General features: G+C 72.7%; 20 protein-coding genes. 10 read left to right on the top strand and 10 right to left on the bottom strand.

Annotated elements, in window-relative coordinates; all coding sequences use genetic code 11:
- Nucleotides 1-192 precede the first annotated feature (192 nt).
- Nucleotides 193-1,461 (bottom strand): Ig-like domain-containing protein, encoded by a 1,269-nt coding sequence (locus ACFTZC_RS17310; RefSeq protein WP_382890696.1) that lies wholly within the window; start codon nt 1,459-1,461, stop codon nt 193-195.
- Between the two features lie 166 nt (nt 1,462-1,627).
- On the bottom strand, nt 1,628-2,014 hold the full coding sequence (locus ACFTZC_RS17305; protein ID WP_382890452.1) for a hypothetical protein: 387 nt from the start codon (nt 2,012-2,014) through the stop codon (nt 1,628-1,630).
- 188 nt (nt 2,015-2,202) lie between these two features.
- Here ACFTZC_RS17305 and ACFTZC_RS17300 point away from each other — a divergent pair, with 188 nt between their 5' ends.
- A complete protein-coding gene (locus ACFTZC_RS17300; RefSeq protein WP_382890450.1) occupies nt 2,203-2,634 on the top strand; it encodes a cell wall protein in 432 nt (143 codons plus the stop codon).
- Nucleotides 2,635-2,674: 40 nt separating this feature from the next.
- Here ACFTZC_RS17300 and hutH read toward each other — a convergent pair whose 3' ends face one another.
- Complete coding sequence (hutH, locus tag ACFTZC_RS17295) at nt 2,675-4,216, bottom strand: histidine ammonia-lyase (RefSeq protein ID WP_382890694.1); 1,542 nt, start codon at nt 4,214-4,216, stop codon at nt 2,675-2,677.
- A 211-nt stretch (nt 4,217-4,427) separates the two neighbouring features.
- Between hutH and ACFTZC_RS17290 the strand changes: the two genes are divergently transcribed.
- A complete protein-coding gene (locus ACFTZC_RS17290; RefSeq protein WP_382890448.1) occupies nt 4,428-5,099 on the top strand; it encodes an enoyl-CoA hydratase-related protein in 672 nt (223 codons plus the stop codon).
- Nucleotides 5,100-5,273: 174 nt separating this feature from the next.
- Here ACFTZC_RS17290 and ACFTZC_RS17285 read toward each other — a convergent pair whose 3' ends face one another.
- The 4 genes from ACFTZC_RS17285 to ACFTZC_RS17270 all read right to left on the bottom strand — a co-directional run bounded on the left by ACFTZC_RS17285 (nt 5,274) and on the right by ACFTZC_RS17270 (nt 9,867).
- Nucleotides 5,274-6,443, bottom strand: coding sequence for a diguanylate cyclase domain-containing protein (locus tag ACFTZC_RS17285; RefSeq protein ID WP_382890446.1), 1,170 nt, complete (start codon nt 6,441-6,443; stop codon nt 5,274-5,276).
- Between the two features lie 93 nt (nt 6,444-6,536).
- Entirely contained in the window at nt 6,537-7,346 is an 810-nt protein-coding gene (locus ACFTZC_RS17280; RefSeq protein WP_382890444.1) for an enoyl-CoA hydratase/isomerase family protein, read from the bottom strand.
- 78 nt (nt 7,347-7,424) lie between these two features.
- Entirely contained in the window at nt 7,425-8,573 is a 1,149-nt protein-coding gene (locus tag ACFTZC_RS17275) for an adenylate/guanylate cyclase domain-containing protein (protein ID WP_382890442.1), read from the bottom strand.
- Nucleotides 8,574-8,994: 421 nt separating this feature from the next.
- Nucleotides 8,995-9,867, bottom strand: a complete 873-nt coding sequence (locus tag ACFTZC_RS17270) for a biotin--[acetyl-CoA-carboxylase] ligase (protein WP_382890440.1) — start codon at nt 9,865-9,867, stop codon at nt 8,995-8,997.
- A 188-nt stretch (nt 9,868-10,055) separates the two neighbouring features.
- Here ACFTZC_RS17270 and ACFTZC_RS17265 point away from each other — a divergent pair, with 188 nt between their 5' ends.
- The 4 genes from ACFTZC_RS17265 (at nt 10,056) to ACFTZC_RS17250 (ending at nt 13,208) form a co-directional block, all read left to right on the top strand.
- Entirely contained in the window at nt 10,056-11,717 is a 1,662-nt protein-coding gene (locus ACFTZC_RS17265; RefSeq protein WP_382890438.1) for an acyl-CoA carboxylase subunit beta, read from the top strand.
- A 31-nt stretch (nt 11,718-11,748) separates the two neighbouring features.
- Nucleotides 11,749-11,973, top strand: a complete 225-nt coding sequence (locus ACFTZC_RS17260; protein ID WP_382890436.1) for an acyl-CoA carboxylase epsilon subunit — start codon at nt 11,749-11,751, stop codon at nt 11,971-11,973.
- Between the two features lie 95 nt (nt 11,974-12,068).
- Entirely contained in the window at nt 12,069-12,197 is a 129-nt protein-coding gene (gene mmpB / locus ACFTZC_RS17255) for a morphogenic membrane protein MmpB (RefSeq protein WP_382890434.1), read from the top strand.
- Nucleotides 12,198-12,593: 396 nt separating this feature from the next.
- Nucleotides 12,594-13,208 (top strand): Maf family protein, encoded by a 615-nt coding sequence (locus tag ACFTZC_RS17250; protein ID WP_382890431.1) that lies wholly within the window; start codon nt 12,594-12,596, stop codon nt 13,206-13,208.
- Nucleotides 13,209-13,262: 54 nt separating this feature from the next.
- Here the strand turns inward: ACFTZC_RS17250 and ACFTZC_RS17245 are convergent, their stop codons facing one another.
- Nucleotides 13,263-13,769, bottom strand: coding sequence for a hypothetical protein (locus ACFTZC_RS17245; protein ID WP_382890429.1), 507 nt, complete (start codon nt 13,767-13,769; stop codon nt 13,263-13,265).
- Between the two features lie 349 nt (nt 13,770-14,118).
- Between ACFTZC_RS17245 and ACFTZC_RS17240 the strand changes: the two genes are divergently transcribed.
- Together ACFTZC_RS17240 and ACFTZC_RS17235 are read left to right on the top strand one after the other, a co-directional pair.
- Entirely contained in the window at nt 14,119-15,873 is a 1,755-nt protein-coding gene (locus ACFTZC_RS17240; RefSeq protein WP_382890427.1) for an acetyl/propionyl/methylcrotonyl-CoA carboxylase subunit alpha, read from the top strand.
- Between the two features lie 186 nt (nt 15,874-16,059).
- Nucleotides 16,060-16,668: a TetR/AcrR family transcriptional regulator gene (locus ACFTZC_RS17235; protein WP_382890425.1), complete on the top strand. Its 609-nt coding sequence runs from the start codon at nt 16,060-16,062 to the stop codon at nt 16,666-16,668.
- Nucleotides 16,669-16,829: 161 nt separating this feature from the next.
- On the opposite strand, the gene ACFTZC_RS17230 is transcribed toward ACFTZC_RS17235, so the two are convergent.
- On the bottom strand, nt 16,830-17,888 hold the full coding sequence (locus ACFTZC_RS17230) for a DeoR/GlpR family DNA-binding transcription regulator (protein ID WP_382890423.1): 1,059 nt from the start codon (nt 17,886-17,888) through the stop codon (nt 16,830-16,832).
- 244 nt (nt 17,889-18,132) lie between these two features.
- Entirely contained in the window at nt 18,133-19,593 is a 1,461-nt protein-coding gene (locus ACFTZC_RS17225) for an NAD(P)H-quinone dehydrogenase (RefSeq protein ID WP_382890421.1), read from the bottom strand.
- 302 nt (nt 19,594-19,895) lie between these two features.
- On the opposite strand from ACFTZC_RS17225, the gene ACFTZC_RS17220 reads away from it, so the two are divergent.
- Nucleotides 19,896-20,333, top strand: coding sequence for a gamma-glutamylcyclotransferase (locus ACFTZC_RS17220; RefSeq protein WP_329828899.1), 438 nt, complete (start codon nt 19,896-19,898; stop codon nt 20,331-20,333).
- Between the two features lie 245 nt (nt 20,334-20,578).
- A complete protein-coding gene (locus tag ACFTZC_RS17215) occupies nt 20,579-21,409 on the top strand; it encodes a purine-nucleoside phosphorylase (RefSeq protein WP_382890419.1) in 831 nt (276 codons plus the stop codon).
- Nucleotides 21,410-21,555: the final 146 nt, after the last annotated feature.

Genomic DNA, 21,555 nt, shown 5'->3' with positions numbered 1-21,555 from the left:
GCTTTATGTTCGCCGCCGGGGTTTTGGGCGGTATAGGGCGGGGTTGCGCGGGGTTGGACACCGCGGCCGGGGGCGCCCCGGGGTGGGGCCCCCCGCCGTCCGTGCGACAGATGAGGCGCGAGGGGAGCGCGTGGCTTGTCAGCTCGTCAGCTCGCCGCCTTGGCGCGTCACGTCAGCCGCGCCGACGGTGCGTCAGGCGTTCGAGCCGGCCTGCCACTCGGCCCAGTCCATGTTCCAGCCGTTGAGCCCGTTGTCCGGCTTGATGGTCTTGTCGTCCGAGTTCTTGACAATGACCACGTCGCCGATGAGCGAGTTGTCGTAGAACCACGCGCCGGGCTGGTTGGAGTCTCCGGCGCCCTTCACGTCCGCGAGGCCGACACAGCCGTGGCTGGTGTTGACGTTGCCGAAGACCGAGCGGGCGCCCCAGTAGTTTCCGTGGATGAAGGTGCCCGAGGTGGACAGCCGCATGGCGTGCGGGACGTCCTTGATGTCGTACTCGCCCTTGCCGTCGTCGTCCGTGAAGCCGACCGTCGCACCGTTCATCCGGGTCTCCTTGAACTTCTCGGAGATCACCATCTGGCCGTTGTACGTCGTGTTCTCGGGCGAGCCGGCCGAGATCGGGATGGTCTTGATCGTCTTGCCGTCACGGGTGATCGTCATCATCTTCGACTTGGCGTCGACGGTGCTGACCTGGTTGCGGCCGATCTTGAAGGTGACGGTCTTCTGCTGGACGCCGGTGACGCCCTGGGCACCCTCGACGCCGTCCAGGGCGAGCTTGAGGGTGACCGTCGAGCCGCCCTCCCAGTACTGCTCGGGGCGGAAGTCGAGGCGCTGCCCGCTGAACCAGTGGCCGACGACCTCCTGGCCGCTGCTGGACGTGACCGTGATCGCGTCCCGGACGGCCTTCTTGTTGGTGATCGCCTTGTCGAAGTTGATCGAGACCGGCATGCCGACGCCGACGGTGGAGCCGTCCTCGGGGGTGAAGTTCCCGATGAAGCTGTTGCTGGGCGAGACGGTGGTGAAGGAGACGTTCTCGTGGGCCTGACGGCCCTTCGCGTCCTTCGCCGTCGCGGCGATCTTGTAAGCGGTGGAGCGGTCGAGCTGCCCGTCCGGCTTCCAGCTCTTGGCATCGGCTGCCAGCGTGCCCTTGACCTCGGTGCCGTCGGCGGCCGTCATCTTGACGTCCGTGAGCTCACCTTTGGTGACGGTGACCTTCGCGTCGTTGTTGATACCGACATTCGTCGCACCGTTCTTCGGCGCGACGGCTATCTGGGCCTCGGAGGTCTCTTTGGCAGCCGCTTCGTCCGCCTGGACCTGTGAAGAAGTCTTCGAGCTCTCGGCGCCGGTCTTCTCGCCGTCGCCGCCGCTGCACGCCGAAAGCACCAGAACGCCGCCGAGAACCGCGGACGCGGCCGCGAGGACCTTGCGCCGCTTGCTGTCCTTCATCACACGCTTCTCCATCATCGCCGCTTACCCTGCCGATAACCCTTAAGAACGCCTGTATCCGTTCTTCCGGTTCCGCATCAGCCGGCAGTGTGGTGAACACCACGTCGCGGCCGGGAAGCAGGCCGGCCCCGGTCCGCCGGCTGCTGCGGACCGAGGCCTACCAGGGTTGCACGCTCACGCGTCAGCGCCGACCAGCGGTGACCTCCCCACCGCCGACGACGCCTCCGACCTGCTCCGACGCCTCGTCATCCAGATCCTCGTCGTCCCCCGTGAGGTCCCATTCCACCGAGTCCGGGTCGTAGTCGATCAGCTCGCTGGTCCACGACGCCTGGGCGAGGCCGACCCCGGGGATCTGCTCGATCAGGTCGTGGGGCTCGACGAGGTACGCCAGGGCCTCCGCCTCGTCGCCCCGTACCGCCGCCCGGGCCCGCGCCCGCTCGTCGTCGGGCACGGAGACGTCGCCGTCGATCCGGGCGAGGGCGGCGGAGCCGAGGCGCTCGGGGTCTTCGACCTCCAGCACCAATTCGACCGTTACCCGCACATACCGTGATGTTTCTGTAGTGGTCATACGACGGAGGGTACGGCTCCGGAGCCCAATACCGGCCGCACGGCACCGGCGAACCTGGCGGCGACCGGGTGGCGCCCCGCCGGCGACCCGGACGGCGACAAAACGGGCTCCGTGCAATGGCGGGCGAGAAGTTGGCTAGCATCTCCCCCACTCACCCAATTCGGCGCTGCCACAAGGGGGATCCATACGTGTCCGTCGCACGGCGACCGCTGCTGACGGCTACCGCGGCCGGAACGCTGCTCTGCGCTCTCTGGTTCGTCCCGTCCGCGAACGCCACCGGTGACCGGGGCGCCGCCCCGGCGCAGGGATCGGCGCCCTCCGCCCAGAGCCTGAGCGCCGACGGATCGCTCGACAGTCCTCTCGGATCGGAGGTCTCCGAGGTCACGGACAGTACCGACAGCTCGGTGGGCCCGGCCGCTCCGGCCGGACCCACGGCGTCCGCCGAGGCCACGCCCCTGGCCGACACCGGAGCCGGCTCCGGCTCCGGCTCCGGTGGGCCGAGGCTCGCGGACACCGGTGGCGTGGACACCACGCCGTACGTGCTCGGCGGGAGCGTGTCGCTCGCCATCGGCGTGGCGTTCGTCGCGTACTCGGTGCGCAGGAGCGCCCGCGAGTTCTGACGTACGGCGGGCGCTCCCCGTCACCGGCTCGGCGCGCCCATCAGGCGAGCGGCCCCGTCACCGGCTCCACCGCGGCGACCAGCAGCCCCTCCCGTACGAAGGCGTCCGCCCCGGCCAGATCCGGGGAGAGGAAACGGTCGGGCCCCGGCCCCGCCACCCCCGCGGCCCGCAGCGCGTCGATCACCGCGCGGGAGGCGGGCGCGGGGGTCAGCCCGTCCCGCAGCTCGATGGCACGGGTCGCCGCGTACAGCTCGACGGCGATGATCCGGGTCAGGCTGTCGACGGCGGTACGGAGCTTGCGCGCCGCCGACCACCCCATCGAGACATGGTCCTCCTGCATCGCGGAGGAGGGGATCGAGTCGACGGAGGCGGGGACCGCGAGCCGCTTCATCTCGCTGACCAGCGCGGCCTGGGTGTACTGGGCGATCATCAGCCCCGAGTCGACCCCGGGGTCGTCCGCGAGGAAGGCCGGCAGCCCGTGGGAGCGGTTCCTGTCGAGCAGCCGGTCGGTGCGGCGCTCCGCGATCGAGCCGAGATCGGCGGCGACGATCGCGAGGAAGTCGAGGACGTACGCGACGGGGGCGCCGTGGAAGTTGCCGTTGGACTCCACGCGTCCGTCGGGCAGCACGACCGGGTTGTCCACGGCCGAGGCCAGCTCCCGGTCGGCGACGAGCCGGGCGTACGCGAGGGTGTCCCGGCCGGCCCCGGCGACCTGCGGGGCGCAGCGCACGGAGTACGCGTCCTGGACGCGCGGGGCGGCGTCCTCCTGGAAGTGCCCGGTCAGCCCGGACCCGGCGAGCACCCGCAGCATGTTGTCGGCGCTGGCACCCTGGCCCGGGTGGGGGCGGACGGCGTGCAGTTCGGGGGCGAGCACCTTGTCCGTGCCGAGCAGCGCCTCCAGGCTGAGCGCGGCGGTGATGTCGGCGGAGGTGTAGAGCCGGTGCAGATCGGCGAGGGCCATGATCAGCATGCCGAGCATGCCGTCGGTCCCGTTGAGCAGCGCGAGCCCCTCCTTCTCGCGCAGTTCGACGGGCGCGATGCCATGGGCGGCGAGCAGTTCCCCGGCGGGCCGCACCACCCCGTCGGGCCCCTCGGCATCGCCCTCCCCCAGCAGCGTGAGCGCGCAGTGCGAGAGCGGCGCGAGATCGCCGGAGCAGCCGAGGGAGCCGTACTCGTGGACGACGGGGGTGATGCCCGCGTTGAGCACGTCGGCCATGGTCCGCGCGACCTCGGGGCGTACGCCGGTGTGCCCGGAGGCGAGCGTCTTGAGCCGGAGGAACATCAGCGCGCGTACGACCTCCCGCTCGACGCGCGGCCCCATTCCGGCGGCGTGCGACCGCACGATGTTGCGCTGGAGCCGCCCCCGCAGCTCGGGCCCGATGTGCCGGGTGGCGAGCGCCCCGAACCCGGTGGAGACCCCGTACACGGGCTCGGGCTTGGCGGCCAGCGCGTCGACGACCTCCCGGGCGGCGGCGAGCGCGGCCAGGGCCGCGGCGGAGAGCTCGACGCGGGCGTGTCCGCGGGCCACGGCGATGACGTCCTCGGCGGTCGTCCCTGACGTCCCCACCACGACAGTATGCATATCCATATTCAGGAGCGTACGTACTGAATCTCGGGGTGTCACCCTCCTGGCGGGGCGTCGCGGTTGGCCCATACCGGCCGTCGAGACCCTCTTGCACACCGCGCGCCGCACGCCATAAGTTACCCGCAGGTAGCCCGCCAGGCGGGCGGCGGCCCATTCCTGCACCGACACTGCGGCCCCGCGGCGCCCCGCTCAGCCCGAAGGAGTCGCCATGCCCTCGCTCGACCGTCAGGACAACGTCTTCGTCCTCGACCTCGGAGACGGGGAGAACCGTTTCCACCCCGACTGGCTCACCACCGTCGGCGCCGCGCTCGACGAGGTGGAGCAGGCGGAGGGACCCCGCGCCCTGGTCACCGCCGCCACGGGCAAGTTCTACTCCAACGGGCTCGACCTGGACTGGCTCCTCGCCCACGCCGAGCAGCAGCAGGAGTACGTCGCCTCCGTCGAGGCGCTGTTCGCGCGGATGCTCTCGCTGCCGGTCATCACGGTGGCCGCGCTGCAAGGGCACACCTTCGCCGCCGGCGCGATGTTCTCCCTCGCCCACGACTTCCGCGTCATGCGCGCCGACCGCGGCTACTGGTGCCTGCCCGAGGCGGAGATCAACATCCCCTTCACCCCCGGCATGGCCGCCCTCGTCCAGGCCCGGCTGGCGCCGGGGACCGCGCACGAGGCCATGCTGACGGCCCGCCGCTACGGGGGCACCGACGCCGCGGCCACCGGCATCGCCGACCGGGCGGTCAGCGAGGACGCCGTACGCTCCACCGCCGTCGAACTCGCGCAGGCACAGGCGGGCAAGGCCGGCGACACCCTCGGCACGATCAAGTCCCGCATGTACGCCCCTGCCCTGGCAACCCTCCGCGACACCACCGCCCCACTCGGCTGACCCCCTCCGCCGCGGCGCGCCTCACCGGTGTCGGGTGGTTCAGCGGGCCCGCCCGGAACCGGCCGAATCTCTACCGGCTCCTGCTGACCCGCGCCCCCTCGGCCCCACCGCCGCCTCCGATGCCGGGCCGCGTCGCGGAACGTCTTCCTCGACGCCGAGAAGGCGATCCCCGGTCTACGGCGGCGGCGCGTCGCGGAAGCGGCGGCGGTCGCGGGCCGGGAGGGCCGGGGCGTCGGCGAGGCGGACCACGGCGCCGTCGCGCCCCGCCACCACCGGGCCCGCCGCCCGTACCGCCTTCGCCCGGTACTGCGCCGCGTCCGCCAGCCGGAAGAGCCGGCGCCCCGAGCTCACCTCGCCGATCGGGTCGCCCGTCGAGGCGAGCCCGCACGCCACCCCCTCGCCCAGCTCCAGCTCCGCCGCCCGCGCACACAGTTCGGCGGCGACCGCGATCACCTCGTCGGCGGTCGGGCCCACCGCCAGCAGGCAGAACTCGTCCCCGCCGAGCCGCGCCGACAGCGCGCCGGGCAGCCGCGCGCCGCAGACGGAGAGGAGTGAGGCGAACCGTTCCAGCAGACGGTCGCCGACCGCGTGCCCGAGCGTGTCGTTGACCTGCTTCAGGCCGTTGAGATCGCAGACGACGAGGCTGACGACGGCCCCGTCCGCCTGGTACGCCGCGATCGCCTGGTCGAGCCGCGCGTCCACCGCGCGCCGGTTCGCCAGCCCCGTCAGGGGGTCGGTGAAGGCGAGACGCCGTACCTCTTCGAGCCGTTGCGTCTGGGCGAGCCCCGCCGCCACCACCGACGCGATGACGGTCGCGAAGTCCGCGTCGTCGGCGTCGAACACCGGCGCGCCGAGCGGCCGCGCCACGTACAGCTCGCCCCACGCCCGGCCGTGCAGCACGATCGGCGCCACCACGCAGCACCCCCGGCCGCGCCGCCGCAGCGCCGCCACGCGCTGGTGGCAGTAGCCGGGCGGCCCGGAGGTCCGGGTCCCGCCGCTGGCCGGGACCTCCGCGGTGCCCGTCGCGGACTCGACCCAGGCGTTGGGCCCGCCGCCGCCCGCCCAGCGCTCGTGCAGGAACTCCGCGATCTCGGGGAACTGGTGCACGGGGTACGACTCGTCCTCGGGGAACTCCTCCTCCCCCGCGACCCGGTCCCCCGCGTTCACCAGGACCTTGAGCCGCCCCAGGTCCCGCTCCCACACCGACAGCGCCGCGAAGCTCCCCGCCAACGCCGTCCGGGCGCCCCGCGCCGCCGCCCGCCACGACTCCCGTGCCGTCGGGGCCGCGGCCATCGCCTGGGACAGTGCCACCATGGCGCGCAGACGCCCATCCACTCCCATCACCCCACCTTAGGGCGCTTTGGGGCGATTTCATCGCCTGCGGCGACGGGGTATCACCCCGCGCCCGGCCGCCGTCAGACCGCTGTCAGACCGCCGTCAGGCGCCGGGCCACTGCGGCTTCCGCTTCTCGTTGAACGCCGCCACGCCCTCCGCCCGGTCCCCGGAGAAGGCGACCTCCCGCCAGGCGGCGTCCTCGACCTCCAGGCCGGCCCGCAGGTCGAGCCCGTGCCCGAGCCGCAGCGCGCGCTTCGCGGCCCGCACCCCGACGGGCGAGTTGGCGGCGATACGGTCCGCCAGCGCCAGCGCCTCGTCCCGGTCGGCCCCCTCGTCCACCAGGAGGTCCACCAGCCCGAGCCCCGCCGCCTCCGCCGCCGGCACCCGCCGCGCCGTGAAGATCAGCTCCGCGGCGCGCGCGGCCCCGACCCGGCGGGGCAGCAGCTGCGTACCGCCGCCCCCGGGGATCACCCCGACCGATACCTCCGGCAGCCCGACCACCGCGGACGGGTCCGCGACGATGAGGTCGCAGGCGAGCGCCAGCTCGAACCCGCCGCCCAGCGCATAGCCGTGCACGGCGGCGACCACCGGCATCGGCAGCTCCAGCACCCCGGTGTACGCGGCGCGCGCGAGGGGCCGGGTGGCCAGCAGCTCGGCGTCGCTCAGCGCGTTCCGCTCCTTGAGGTCCGCGCCGACGCAGAAGGCGCGCGGGTGCGTGGAGGTCAGCACCGTGACCCGTACGCTCCGGTCGGCCCCCAGCTCCGTACAGGCGGCGGCCAGCGAGCGGGCCAGCTCGACGGAGACGGCGTTCATGGCCTTCGGCCGGTCGAGCACCAGCTCGGCGACATGGCCGCCCGCGCCGTGCCGCCGTACGGCGACGGACTCCCCGAACCTCTGCTCGCTCCCGGCCACGCGGCATCCTCCCGGTCAGTGGTCAACCTGGTCAGTGGTCAACCGCCATCCGTTAACGTCGGTTCACCGGGAGCGATCCTAAGTGGCGCGGCGTCCCAGGTGCCAGGGCTCCACCACGCCCAGACCGCGCACCGGCCGCTGCCACATCGGCTGGAGCCCGAAGCGGTAGACGGGCGGCACCTCGCCCTCCTTCTCGGCCCGCGCCGCGGCCTCCGCCGCCTGCGTCTCCGAGGCCGGGGCGTCTCCCGTACGGATCAGCTCCTCCGCGAACGCGCCGTCCACCAGGACGGTGTCCTTGGGCGCTATGGACGTCAGCCGGCTCGCGAGGTTCACCGTCGTGCCGAAGACGTCGCCCATCCGCGTGGTGACCGTGCCGAACGCGATGCCGACCCGGAGCGCCGGCATCGTCTCGTCGTGCGTCATGGTCTCTATGAGCCGCAGCGCGATCTCCGCGGCCGTACCGGCGTCGTCCGCCGCGTACAGCACCTCGTCGCCGAGGGTCTTGATCAGCCGGCCGCCGTGCGCGGCGACGAGGTCGGCGGAGGTCGTCTCGAACGCCTCGACCAGCTCGCCCAGCTCCTCCTCCTCCAGCCGCCGGGTCAGCCGGGTGAACCCGACGAGGTCCGCGAAGCCCACGGCGAGCCGGCGGTCGACCATCTCGTCGTCGTCCGCCGCCTGCACCACGCGCCCGGTCGCCGCGGCGAGCTGCCGCCGCCACACGTAGACGAGGAACTCCTCCAGCTCCGGCAGGAGCAGCTCGATCAGGGGGTAGGTGACCTCGGTGCGGGTCATTCCCGGCTCCGGCGGCTCCGTCAGCCCCTCCAGGAAGGAATCGATCTGCCACTCCGCCAACCGGGCGGTGGTCTGCCCCGTCGACCGGGCGACCTGGATGGCCATCGGCTCGCTCAGCAGCCCCGCCTCGACAAGACCGGAGAGCCGCCGCAGCGCCAGCACGTCCGCCTCGGTGAGCGCCTTGGCCTGGCCGATGTCGGCGAAGCCCATGGCGCGCCAGAAGCGGGAGGCGAGATCCATCGAGACCCCGGCCGTGCGGGCCGCCTGGAAGGGCGTGTAGCGGCGCTCCGCACCGAGGATGAGCTGTTCGAGCCGGATCGCGAGGGGGTCGTCGGTCGGCTCCGCCGTGTGATCGACGACATGGTGCGGGGTCGGGTGGCCCGAGGGGTCCGGCGGCGGAGTCTCCGCGCCGGAAGCCGAATCATCGACGGTCACCAGCCGCCTCCTGCCCGTTCCCTGCGCACTGCCCTGCCGATCTGTCGTGGACCGCCTCAACGATACGGCAGATGTGCCCTGGCTCACGTCCCTGGGTGGTATGAGACGGTCCGTCCTGAGGTACGGGCGGGCGCGTGCGGAGCACGTCGTACGGCCACCGACCGCCCCCGTGCCACGACCCGGCCGGGGATTCACCCGCGGTGCCCCTGGACTATGCCCCGCGTACGTGCAAGCCCTACGCCCCGCGTCCGCGCACGCTCCCGGCCCGGGTACGAGTACCTCCGGCCCGCGTACGGGTACCTCCCGGACCGCGTCCAGGTACCTCCCGTACCCCGCGTACGAGTACCTCCCGTACCCCGCCTATGAGAGGATTCCGCGCCCTGCGTACGCGGCGGGTCCGCGCCCCGCGTACGCGGAGGGTCTACGCCCCGCGTACGTGCACGATGTCGCCCGCGCCGACCGGATGCCGTGCGCCGTCGTCCGTCGCGACCACCAGCCGGCCGTCGCCGTCCACCGCCACCGCCTCGCCCACCAGCTCACGGCCGCCGGGCAGCTCCGCCCTGACCCGCCGTCCCAGCGTGGCGCAGCCCGCCGCGTACGTCTCCTGGAGCCGGGAGGCGGCCGGGTCGCCTCCCGCCTCCCGCCACAGCCCGTACCACCGCTCCAGGGAGCGCAGTACGGCGCGCAGAAGCGTCTCCCGGTCCAGGGAGACCGCGTTCGCCAGGGCCAGCGATCCCGCCGTCGGTACGGGGAGTTCGTCGGCGCGCAGCGAGACGTTGAGGCCGACGCCCACCACGACCGCGTCGGCACCGGCGCGCTCCGCGAGGATGCCGCCCGCCTTGCGCTCCTCGCCGTCCACCGTCACCAGCAGGTCGTTCGGCCATTTGAGGGAGGTGTCCACGCCCGCCGCCCTGGTCAGCCCCGTCGCGACGGCCACCCCGGTCAGCAGCGGCAGCCAGCCGAGCCGCTCGACCGGGACCCCGGGGCCCGGCCTGAGCAGGACGGAGAAGAAGATCCCCGAGCGCGCGGGCGCCGACCAGCGGCGGTCGAGCCGGCCGCGCCCGGCGGTCTGCTCCTCGGCGACGAGCACCGCGCCCTCCGCCGCGCCGGCCGCGGCCCGCGCGGCCAGATCGGTGTTGGTGGACCCGGTCGCCTCGACCACGTCGAGCGAGGTCCACAGCCCGCCCGGCAGGATCAGGCCGCGGCGCAGCGCGCGCGGGCCGAGCGGGGGGCGTTCGAGGTCGGACCAGCGGCCGGCGGGGTGACCGCCGGGAGGGTTATGGGGCTCCGTCATGCAAGCCACCCTAGGTGTGGCAAACGCCGCACTGCCGAACGGTATCCGCGCCGATACGCTACGGATCAGTAGCGCCCGCTCCGTCCCACCCGCACAATCCCGTCTCCTCCGTATCCGTCGCATCCTCCGTCCCTCCCCACCCCCCGCACCCCGATTCACACCCGTGACCCGCAGGGAGCCGCATCCCGATGTCCGAAACGGAAATCGCCCAGGGAACCACCGCCGGAAGCAACGCAGGAAGCACTGCCGGAAGCAACGCAGGAACGAGCGCGGGAAGCACCGCGCACACCACCGCGGGCAAGCTCGCGGATCTCCGGCGACGTATCGACGAAGCCACGCACGCGGGCTCCGCACGCGCCGTGGAGAAGCAGCACGCCAAGGGGAAACTGACCGCGCGTGAGCGGGTCGGTCTCCTCCTGGACGAGGGGTCCTTCGTCGAACTGGACGAGTTCGCCAGGCACCGCTCGACCAACTTCGGCATCGAGGCGAACCGCCCGTACGGGGACGGTGTCGTCACCGGCTACGGCACGGTCGACGGCCGTCCCGTCTGTGTCTACTCGCAGGACTTCACCATCTTCGGCGGCTCGCTCGGCGAGGTGTACGGCGAGAAGATCGTGAAGGTCATGGACTTCGCGATGAAGACCGGCTGCCCGGTCATCGGCATCAACGACGGTGGCGGCGCCCGTATCCAGGAGGGCGTGGTCGCGCTCGGCCTGTTCGCCGAGATCTTCCGGCGCAACGTGCACGCCTCGGGTGTCGTGCCGCAGATCAGCCTGATCGTCGGCCCGTGCGCGGGCGGCGCGGTCTACTCCCCCGCGATCACCGACTTCACGGTGATGGTCGACCAGACGTCGCACATGTTCATCACGGGGCCCGACGTCATCAAGACGGTGACGGGCGAGGACGTCGGCTTCGAGGAGCTGGGCGGCGCCCGTACGCACAACACGACCTCCGGCGTCGCGCACCACATGGCGGGCGACGAGAAGGACGCCATCGAGTACGTCAAGTCCCTGCTCTCGTACCTCCCGTCGAACAACCTCTCCGAGCCGCCCGCCTTCCCCGAGGAGGCCGAGCTGACGACGACGGACGAGGACCGCGACCTGGACACGCTGATCCCGGACTCCGCGAACCAGCCGTACGACATGCACACCGCGATCGAACGGGTGCTGGACGACGGCGAGTTCCTGGAGACACAGGCGCTCTTCGCGCCCAACATCATCACGGGCTTCGGCCGGGTCGAGGGCTTCCCGGTCGGGATCGTCGCCAACCAGCCGCTTCAGTTCGCGGGGTGCCTGGACATCAACGCCTCGGAGAAGGCGGCGCGGTTCGTCCGGACGTGCGACGCGTTCAACGTGCCGGTGCTGACGTTCGTGGACGTCCCCGGCTTCCTGCCGGGCGTCGACCAGGAGTACGGCGGCATCATCCGGCGCGGCGCCAAACTGATCTACGCGTACGCCGAGGCCACGGTCCCGCTGATCACGGTGATCACCCGCAAGGCGTTCGGCGGCGCGTACGACGTGATGGGCTCCAAGCACCTGGGCGCCGACCTCAACCTCGCCTGGCCGACGGCGCAGATCGCTGTGATGGGCGCGCAGGGCGCGGTGAACATCCTGCACCGCCGCACGATCGCCGCCGCGGGCGACGACACGGAGCAGGAGACGCGGCGCGCCGAGCTGATCCAGGAGTACGAGGACGCCCTGCTCAACCCGTACGTCGCGGCGGAACGCGGCTACGTCGACGCGGTGATCATGCCGTCGGACACCCGGGCGCACGTCGTGAAGGGGCTGCGCCAGCTCCGCACGAAGCGCGCGAGCCTGCCGCCGAAGAAGCACGGCAACATCCCGCTCTAGGGCCTGTGTCCGACCGGAAGGGAGAGTGACGATGATCAAAGTCGTACGGGGCAACCCGACCCGCGAGGAGCTGGCCGCCGCGCTCGCGGTGGTCCAGGCCCGCGCCGCGGCGCTGGCGGCCCCTCCGACCGGCGCGGCGGGCGCGGCGGGCGCGGCCGAACCGCCCGCGGAGTGGTCCGCCCCGACCCGTATCACCCGCGGCCGGGTACCGCGGCCCGGCCCGCGGGCATGGGCCAGGACGTACTGGCCGGGCTGAGCGGGGCCGGCCCGGGTGATGCCGGGGTGAAGTGAGGGGGCGCCTGAGTACACGTACTCAGGCGCCGGACGCCCGGCGGCCGGAGTATCGGGTTCATGTTGTGGTCCGATCCCGAGAACAGGCCGCCCGAGGAACTGCGCGAGACGCAGTCCATGATGCGCCGGGCGGGGATCCTGCTCGCCCTGGCAATGGTGCTGGCGATGCTGGTACTCGGCCTGCACTGACCGGCCGACCCCGCGAACCGGCCGACACCGCGAACCGGCCTCCGCCGACAGGCGCCAGGACCGCGACCGGCCGCCGGTACCAGGACGACGACCGGCCGACCCCGACACCGCAACCGGCCTCCGCCCACCGGCCCGCACCGAACGGCCCGCACGGCCGCCGGTCGGAGGACCGGGACCAGGACCGTCACGGACGACCGGCCGGCCCCGGTCCCGGCCCCGGTACGGACCACCGGCCGCTCGGCCGGCACCGTGAACCGGCCTCCGCCGAACGGTCCGTACCGGTACCGGCCCACGCCCGGACCGGCCTCCGCCGACCGTCCCGTATCCAGGACCGGGACCGGCCCGTATCCGGACCAGGGCGGACCGGCCGACGCCCGCCCCGGTCCGCTCCGTACCATGACCGGCATGACCGTTCAGCGACGCCGGCTCGTCCTCGCCTCCGCCTCCCCCGCCCGGCTCGGCCTGCTCCGGCAGGCCGGACTCGCGCCCGAGGTGATCGTCAGCGGCGTCGACGAGGACGCGCTCTCCGCCCCGACCCCCGCCGAGCTGGCGCTCGTCCTCGCCGAGGCCAAGGCGACCACCGTGGCCGCGCTCCCCGAGGTCGCCGGGGCGCTGGTCGTCGGCTGCGACTCCGTACTCGAACTCGACGGCGAGGCGCTCGGCAAGCCCGCCGACGCGGAGGAGGCCACCTCCCGCTGGAAGTCGATGCGCGGCCGTACGGGGATCCTCAGGACCGGCCACTGCGTGATCGACACCGCGACCGGCCGCCGGGCCGGCGAGACCGCGTCGACGACGGTCCACTTCGGCACCCCGAGCGACGCCGAGATCGCCGCGTACGTCGCCTCCGGTGAACCCCTGCACGTCGCCGGGGCGTTCACGCTCGACGGCCGCTCGGCCCCCTTCGTCGACTCGATCGAGGGCAGTCACGGCAATGTGGTCGGCCTGTCGCTGCCGCTGCTGCGGACGCTGCTGCTGGAGCACGGCGTGACGATCACCGACCTGTGGGTCTGAGCCCCGCCCTCCCCTACGAGACCGCGGGAATCCCCGGGCCCGGGAACGCTGGCGTCAGGCGCGCGCCTGCTCGTCCGACGCGACCCGCCCGGCGGGCGTCCGCTCACCCGGCGCCTGTCCGGCCGGCGCCGGATCGCCAGGTGTCCGCTTCCCGGGCCGGGGCTCGGTCTCGTACGCCACCAGCGCCAGCACCACCAGTCCCATGATCGCCATCATCACCGCGAAGGCCGTCCACCCCACCAGACCGACCGTCAGCGCGCCCAGCACCCCGTGCACCACCGCGCACGTGATCAGCACGATCCGCCCGAAGCGGCCGGGGGCGCGGTCCCGTACCGCCGTACGCGCCAGGATCCCCGCGCACACCACCAGGTAGAGGCCGAAGAACCCGCCCGCCGCCCAGGTCCCGGCGAACATCGCGCCGGAGTCGACACCGGCCAGGGACATCTGCTGGTTGTCGACCACCATGGCCAGCACACCGTTGACGAAGACGACGCCGACCGCCTCCGCCACGAGCACGATCGCGGCCAGCCAGGCCATCGGTCTCCGGGCCACGGCCCCCACCCTCTTCCCCTGTTTTCACCTGTTACCAGCAGTACGTTCGCCATCGCGCACGGTACTAACCGGTAAACCCGGGGACAAGGGCCCGAGCCGAAGCAAAGAATCATTCCGCCATTCGTAGGGACTCCACAAAGAATCGCGATCGGCCGAGGGTCAGTCCGACAGAGAGCTGGACCACATCCGAGCGCTACTGTGCGACGGAGGATCGCGGCGTACCGTGGTGCCACAAGGGATTTCGCCCCGTGGGCGAGGATCGGAACACGCTCCGTGCGGTGCGGGCCACCAGCGCGGACAGTTCGGCGGCGCGTGTCGGCAGTCCCTAAACTCAGCTTGTTTCAAGGAGGGAGCCATCGTGCGCAAGGTGCTCATCGCCAACCGTGGCGAAATCGCTGTCCGCGTTGCCCGTGCCTGCCGGGATGCCGGAATCGCGAGCGTAGCCGTCTACGCCGACCCGGACCGGGACGCGCTGCATGTCCGTGCGGCGGACGAGGCGTTCGCCCTGGGCGGTGACACCCCGGCGGCCAGCTATCTCGACATGGCCAAGGTGCTCCAGGCGGCGAAGGACTCGGGCGCGGACGCGATCCACCCCGGCTACGGCTTCCTGTCCGAGAACGCCGAGTTCGCCCAGGCGGTCCTGGACGCGGGGCTGACCTGGATCGGCCCGCCCCCGCAGGCCATCCGCGACCTGGGCGACAAGGTCGCCGCCCGGCACATCGCGCAGCGCGCCGGCGCCCCGCTGGTGGCCGGCACCCCGGACCCGGTCGCCGGCGCGGCCGAGGTCGTCGCCTTCGCCGAGCAGCACGGGCTCCCCATCGCCATCAAGGCGGCCTTCGGCGGCGGCGGGCGCGGCCTCAAGGTCGCCCGTACGCTCGAAGAGGTCCCGGAGCTGTACGACTCCGCGGTCCGCGAGGCCGTCGCCGCCTTCGGCCGCGGCGAGTGCTTCGTCGAGCGGTACCTCGACAAGCCCCGGCACGTCGAGACGCAGTGCCTGGCCGACTCGCACGGCAACGTGGTCGTCGTGTCGACCCGTGACTGCTCGCTCCAGCGCCGCCACCAGAAGCTGGTGGAGGAGGCGCCCGCGCCGTTCCTGACGCCCGAGCAGAACGCCGAGCTGTACGCGGCGTCCAAGGCGATCCTCAAGGAGGCCGGATACGTCGGCGCCGGGACCGTCGAGTTCCTGGTCGGCACCGACGGCACGATCTCCTTCCTGGAGGTCAACACCCGGCTCCAGGTGGAGCACCCGGTGACCGAGGAGGTCACCGGACTCGACCTCGTACGCGAGATGTTCCGCATCGCGGACGGCGAGGAGCTGGGCTACGACGACCCGCCGGTACGCGGTCACTCCTTCGAGTTCCGGATCAACGGCGAGGACCCGGGCCGCGGCTTCCTGCCCGCCCCCGGTACGGTCACCACCTTCGCGCCGCCGTCGGGCCCCGGTGTCCGGCTGGACGCGGGCGTCGAGTCCGGCTCCGTGATCGGCCCGGCCTGGGACTCCCTGCTCGCCAAGCTGATCGTCACCGGCGCCACCCGTGAGCAGGCGCTCCAGCGCGCGGCGCGCGCCCTGGACGAGTTCACCGTCGAGGGCATGGCCACGGCGCTGACCTTCCACCGCAAGGTCGTCACCGACCCGGCGTTCACCGCGGACCCGTTCAGGATCCACACCCGCTGGATCGAGACCGAGTTCGTCAACGACATCCCGCCCTTCGCCTCCCCGGCCGGCCCGGAGACCGACGACGAGCCGGGCCGCGAGACCGTGGTGGTCGAGGTCGGCGGCAAGCGTCTCGAAGTCTCGCTGCCGGTCAGCCTGGGCATGTCCCTGGCCCGTACGGGGCTGGCCGCGGGCGCCAAGCCCAAGCGGCGCGCGGCGAAGAAGTCCGCGGCCGCGGCGTCCGGCGACACGCTCGCCTCCCCCATGCAGGGCACCATCGTCAAGGTGGCCGTCGAGGAGGGCCAGGAGGTCAAGGAGGGCGATCTGGTCGTCGTCCTGGAGGCCATGAAGATGGAGCAGCCCCTGAACGCCCACCGCTCGGGCACCGTCAAGAGCCTCGCGGCCGAGGTCGGCGCCTCGCTCACCTCCGGCGCGGTCATCTGCGAGATCAAGGACTGACGCCACCCCCCGCGCGGCGCCCCCGCCCCGCGCCCCCGCTCGACGCCCTTGACGCCCTTGACCTCCTCGGCGCCCTCGGAGGCCCCGCCCGATCCGCGATCCCGGTCCACCACCGGATCCGGGGTCCGGGCGGGGCCTCCGCCGTAGACTCACGGGGGAGACGGTGGGAGACAGGAGGTCCGCGCGATGGCGAGGAGTACGGCCCAGGCGCCGCCACGGCCCATGCGCGCCGACGCGCGCCGCAACTACGAGCGGCTGCTCGGCGAGGCCCGCACCAGCTTCGCGGAGCACGGTACGGACACCTCCCTGGAGGACATCGCGCGGCGCGCGGGCGTGGGGATCGGCACGCTGTACCGGCACTTCCCCAACCGGCACGCACTGCTGAACGCGGTCTTCCAGGAAGCGCTTGCCGACCTGCTGCAACGCTCCCGTGACCTCGCGGAGTCGGCGAGTCCGTGCCGCGCGCTGACGGAATGGCTGCGTGCCGTCATCACTCATGCGGGTGAGTATCAGGGGCTCTCGCGGGCGCTCATGTCGGCGTCCAACGACGAGAGTTCGGCGCTGTCGGAGTGCAGCGGCCCGATGCGCGAGGCGGGCGCGCGCCTGCTGGCGCGGGCCCAGGAGTCGGGGGACGTACGGCCGGACGTCTCCATCCGGGACCTGCTGCAGCTCACGAACGCGATCGCGCTGGCGGCGGAGCAGTCCCCGGACGACCCGAGACTGGCGGACCGGCTGCTGATGCTGACCTTGACGGGCCTCAGGGCTCCGGCTCCGCAGGGCGGCTGCACGTCGTAACCGGAACCGGCTCGTCATGGCGGTGGAGGGGCCAGGGGGCGTGGGGCCGTGGGGGCCACACGTGGCCGTGGAGGGGCCCGGGGGCCCGGGGGCGCGCCATCACGCCCCGTACGCCCCCGCACGTACGCGTTGCCGGAGGTCAGGCGCGTACGCCGACGGCGCTACCGGCGCCGCAGATCCGCGACCCGCGCCCGCTCCCCCGTCTCCTGCGCACCCAACGGAGCCCCCGCACCCCGGAGTTGCCCGCCGGGACCGCCAGGACCCCCGGGCCCGCCGGGACCGCCGGGGCCCGCCCCGGGACCCGGCCCCGCCACATGCGTACGGCGCTGCCCCGGCAGGGGGACGTCACGGCGGGGCCGGCCGCCCGGCGGCAGCACATCACCGCCGACGCCACCACCGGCCCCGTCCGCACCACCGGCTCCCGCGCCGGCCGCCGTCGCCGTACCGGCCACCGAGACCCGTACGCCCTGGTCGGCCAGTGCCTGGAGCTCCGCCCCCGCACGGTCGGCGTGCGCGGGCGGCTCGTCGGTCACCAGCCGACTGATGAGGTCGGTGGGCACCGTCTGGAACATCGTGTCGGTGCCCAGCTTGGTGTGGTCGGCGAGCACCACGACCTCCGCCGCGGCCTGCACCAGCGCGCGGTCGACGCTCGACGAGAGCATGTTGGACGTGGAGAGCCCGCGCTCGGCGGTCAGCCCGCTCCCGGAGAGGAACGCGCGGGTGACCCGCAGCCCCTGGAGGGACTGCTCGGCCCCGCTGCCGACCAGCGCGTAGTTCGAACCGCGCAGCGTGCCGCCGGTCATGACGACTTCGACGCGGTTGGCGTGCGCGAGGGCCTGCGCGACCAGCAGTGAGTTGGTGACGACGGTCAGACCGGGGATCCGCGCGAGCCGGCGGGCCAGCTCCTGCGTGGTCGTACCGGCGCCGACGACGATGGCCTCGCCTTCTTCGACGAAGCTCGCGGCGAGGTCGGCGATGGCGGTCTTCTCCGCCGTTGCGAGATGGGACTTTTGCGGAAAGCCGGATTCTCGCGTGAATCCACCCGGCAGTACCGCACCGCCGTGCCGGCGGTCGAGGAGTCCTTCGGCCTCCAGCGCCCGCACGTCCCGCCGTACGGTCACTTCGGAGGTCTGGACGACACGGGCGAGCTCACGGAGCGACACGGCCCCGTTGGCGCGCACCATTTCGAGGATCAATTGGCGACGTTCTGCAGCGAACACGAAACTGACAGTAACCCCAATGACCGTCTGCTTTCAGCAGTTTGCGCCGAATAACAGAAGTTGTGCACGAACGAACGTGCCTGATGGTATAGAGGCTTCATGCCCGCTCGGGCACGCCCCGAAGCCCGCAGAAAGGGCTTACGGGCAGCACGGAGGCCCCAACGGGCCCACGGGGCACCGGAGTGACGCGTGGGACCACAGAGGATCAGCTGGGACCGCGGGGGATCCGCGGGACCGGACCGGCTCAGCTCTCCTCGGCCGACTTCCGGGTGTGCAACTGCCGCGCCACCTCGGCGATCGATCCCGACAGCGACGGGTAGACCGTGAACGCGTTCGCGATCTGCTCGACGGTCAGGTTGTTGTCGACGGCGAGCGCGATGGGGTGGATCAGCTCACTCGCGCGCGGCGCGACGACCACGCCGCCCACCACGATCCCCGTGCCGGGACGGGCGAATATCTTGACGAAGCCGTCCCTGATGCCCTGCATCTTCGCGCGGGGGTTGCGCAGCAGCGGCAGCTTGACGACGCGCGCGTCGATCCTGCCGCCGTCTATGTCCGCCTGGCTGTAGCCGACGGTGGCGATCTCCGGGTCGGTGAAGACGTTCGAGGAGACGGTCTTGAGGTTGAGCGGCGCGACCGCGTCGCCCAGGAAGTGGTACATCGCGATCCGGCCCTGCATGGCCGCGACCGACGCGAGCGCGAAGATCCCGGTGACGTCACCGGCCGCGTAGACGCCGGGGGCGGAGGTGCGGGAGACACGGTCGGTCTTGATGTGGCCCGAGTCCTTGACCAGGACTCCGGCCTCCTCCAGGCCCATGCCCTCGGTGTTCGGGATGGCGCCGACCGCCATCAGGCAGTGCGAACCGGTGATGACCCGGCCGTCGGAGAGGGTCACCTCGACGCGGTCGCCGACCCGCTTGGCGGCCTCGGCGCGGGAGCGCGACATGACGTTCATGCCGCGGCGCCGGAAGACGTCCTCCAGCACGGCGGCGGCGTCCGGGTCCTCGCCGGGCAGCACCCGGTCACGGGACGAGACGAGCGTGACCCGGGAGCCCAGCGCCTGGTAGGCACCGGCGAACTCGGCGCCGGTGACGCCGGAGCCGACCACGATCAGTTCCTCGGGCAGCTCGTCGAGGTCGTACACCTGCGTCCAGTTGAGGATCCGCTCGCCGTCCGGCTGCGCGTCCGGGATCTCGCGCGGGTGGGCGCCGGTGGCGATCAGCACGGCGTCGGCGGTGAGGGACTCCTCCGTGCCGTCCGCCGCGGTCACGACGACCTGGCGCGAGCCGTCCACGGCCTGCCGCCCGGCCAGCCGGCCCCGGCCGCGCATGACGCGGGCGCCGGCCCGGGTGACGGAGGCGGTGATGTCGTGGGACTGGGCGAGCGCGAGCCGCTTCACCCGCCGGTTGACCTTGCCGAGGTCGACACCGACGACGCGGGCCGCCCGTTCCGACGGACCCGCGGCGGAGCCGCTGTCGGACTCCGTGTCGGCGACGATGATGCCCAGCTCCTCGTAGGAGGAGTCGAAGGTGGTCATCACCTCGGCGGTCGCGATGAGGGTCTTGGACGGCACGCAGTCGGTGAGCACCGACGCGCCGCCGAGTCCGTCGCAGTCGACGACGGTCACCTCGGCGCCGAGCTGGGCGCCGACCAGCGCCGCCTCGTATCCGCCGGGTCCGCCACCGATGATCACGATCCGGGTCACGAAAAAGTCCGCCTCGCGTTGTCAACCCGGCCCGTCTGCCACCCCGGCCGGGGTTCCGGGGGTGCCCCCGGGGGATGCAGTACGTACTCCATTGTCCCGCACGCTTCAAGTAGCTTCGCCCCGGGTCCCTCCATCCGGGCGCCGGACCCGTCACGCGGCCTCCCCGCGCTTCCCCGTGCTTCCCCTCTCCTCCCTCCCCGCGCTTCCCCTCTCCTCCCTTCCCCGTGCTCGCCTGCTCTTCCCTTCCCTGCTCGGACCGGTGCACCGGCGGCCACGCCCCCACCTCCCGTACCCTCAATCCCATGTCGCTCTACGCCGCGTACGCCGGCAACCTCGACGCGCGGCTGATGACCCGCCGCGCCCCGCACTCCCCGCTGCGCGGCACCGGCTGGCTCAACGGCTGGCGGCTCACCTTCGGCGGGGAGCAGATGGGCTGGGAGGGCGCGCTCGCCACGATCGTGGAGGCGCCCCGCTCACAGGTCTTCGTCGCGCTGTACGACCTGGCGCCGATGGACGAGGACTCCATGGACCGCTGGGAGGGCGTGGGGCTCGACATCTACCGGCGGATGCGCGTACGGGTGCACACCCTGGACGGCGAGGAGCCGACCTGGCTGTACGTCCTGAACGGGTACGAGGGCGGGCTCCCCTCGGCGCGCTACCTGGGCGAGCTGGCCGACGCGGCGGAGTCGGCGGGGGCCCCGCACGACTACGTGATGGAGCTGCGCAAGCGCCCGTGCTGACGGCCCGCTCCGCGGGGCAGACCCGCGGGGACCGAGGAACCGGACGGGGCGGCGGAGCTGCCCCGCGGGACAGATCTACGGGGCAGATCCGGCCAACCTGACCCCCGCACCTGCCCTGAAAGAGTCCCGTATCCCCCTTCGCCCGGCCCTTTCGTCTCCTTTCGCCGGAAACGGCAACACAACGATATGGAGACCGTGCCCAATACATCTACGCGCGTAGGGCATGACCGGCTACCCTCATCCGCGTGAACGCATCTGTTATCCCGGCCAACGCCGAAGGACCCGCCGACCCTCTTGCCACCGCCGACGCCGCCGCCGCCCGGCTGCGCGAGCTGACCGGCGCCGAGACCCATGACGTCGCTCTGGTGATGGGTTCCGGCTGGGCACCGGCCGTCGAAGCGCTCGGCGCGCCCGAGGCGGAGTTCCCCGCGACCGAACTGCCCGGCTTCCCGCCGCCGGCCGTCGCGGGCCACGGCGGCCGGATCCGCTCGTACCGGATCGCCGAGAAGCGTGCCCTGGTCTTCCTCGGCCGTACGCACTACTACGAGGGCCGCGGCGTCGCCTCCGTCGCGCACGGTGTCCGTACGGCCGTGGCCGCGGGCTGCAAGACGGTCGTCCTGACCAACGGCTGCGGCGGTCTGCGCGAGGGCATGCGCCCCGGCCAGCCCGTGCTGATCAGCGACCACATCAACCTGACGGCCGTCTCCCCGATCGTCGGCGCGAACTTCGTGGACCTGACGGACCTGTACTCGCCGCGGCTGCGCGCGCTGTGCAAGGAGATCGACCCGGAGCTGGAGGAGGGGGTGTACGTGCAGTTCACCGGCCCCCACTACGAGACCCCCGCCGAGATCAACATGGTCCGCGCGATGGGCGGCGACCTCGTCGGCATGTCCACCGTCCTGGAGGCCATCGCGGCCCGCGAGGCGGGCGCCGAGGTCCTCGGCATCTCCCTGGTCACCAACCTGGCGGCGGGCATCTCCGGCGCTCCCCTCAACCACGAGGAGGTCCTCCAGGCGGGCCGCGACTCGGCCACCCAGATGGGCGCGCTGCTGGCGCAGGTGCTGGACCGCGTCTGACCGCCCGCCCCGCGTCCCGCCCCGGCCGCCCGGCGTCCCGCCCCGCCCCGCCCCGCCCCGCCCCGCCCCGCCTGAGCATCCCCGCCCCGGCATCCCCCGCCTCCCACCGCCGTCGCCATCCGCCACTCGCCACCACCCCACAGGAG

Source organism: Streptomyces sp. NPDC056987 (assembly GCF_042673865.1).
In the GTDB taxonomy this organism is placed as follows: domain Bacteria; phylum Actinomycetota; class Actinomycetes; order Streptomycetales; family Streptomycetaceae; genus Streptomyces.
This window is presented reverse-complemented; position numbering and strand designations above follow the sequence as displayed.

Coding starts and splice junctions, on each gene's coding strand:
- ACFTZC_RS17310 (WP_382890696.1), bottom strand. CDS start 1,461: ATGGAGAAGCGTGTGATGAAGGACAGCAAGCGGCGCAAGGTCCTCGCG.
- ACFTZC_RS17305 (WP_382890452.1), bottom strand. CDS start 2,014: ATGACCACTACAGAAACATCACGGTATGTGCGGGTAACGGTCGAATTG.
- hutH (WP_382890694.1), bottom strand. CDS start 4,216: ATGCATACTGTCGTGGTGGGGACGTCAGGGACGACCGCCGAGGACGTC.
- ACFTZC_RS17290 (WP_382890448.1), top strand. CDS start 4,428: ATGCCCTCGCTCGACCGTCAGGACAACGTCTTCGTCCTCGACCTCGGA.
- ACFTZC_RS17270 (WP_382890440.1), bottom strand. CDS start 9,867: ATGACGGAGCCCCATAACCCTCCCGGCGGTCACCCCGCCGGCCGCTGG.
- ACFTZC_RS17265 (WP_382890438.1), top strand. CDS start 10,056: ATGTCCGAAACGGAAATCGCCCAGGGAACCACCGCCGGAAGCAACGCA.
- ACFTZC_RS17260 (WP_382890436.1), top strand. CDS start 11,749: ATGATCAAAGTCGTACGGGGCAACCCGACCCGCGAGGAGCTGGCCGCC.
- mmpB (WP_382890434.1), top strand. CDS start 12,069: ATGTTGTGGTCCGATCCCGAGAACAGGCCGCCCGAGGAACTGCGCGAG.
- ACFTZC_RS17250 (WP_382890431.1), top strand. CDS start 12,594: ATGACCGGCATGACCGTTCAGCGACGCCGGCTCGTCCTCGCCTCCGCC.
- ACFTZC_RS17235 (WP_382890425.1), top strand. CDS start 16,060: ATGGCGAGGAGTACGGCCCAGGCGCCGCCACGGCCCATGCGCGCCGAC.
- ACFTZC_RS17220 (WP_329828899.1), top strand. CDS start 19,896: ATGTCGCTCTACGCCGCGTACGCCGGCAACCTCGACGCGCGGCTGATG.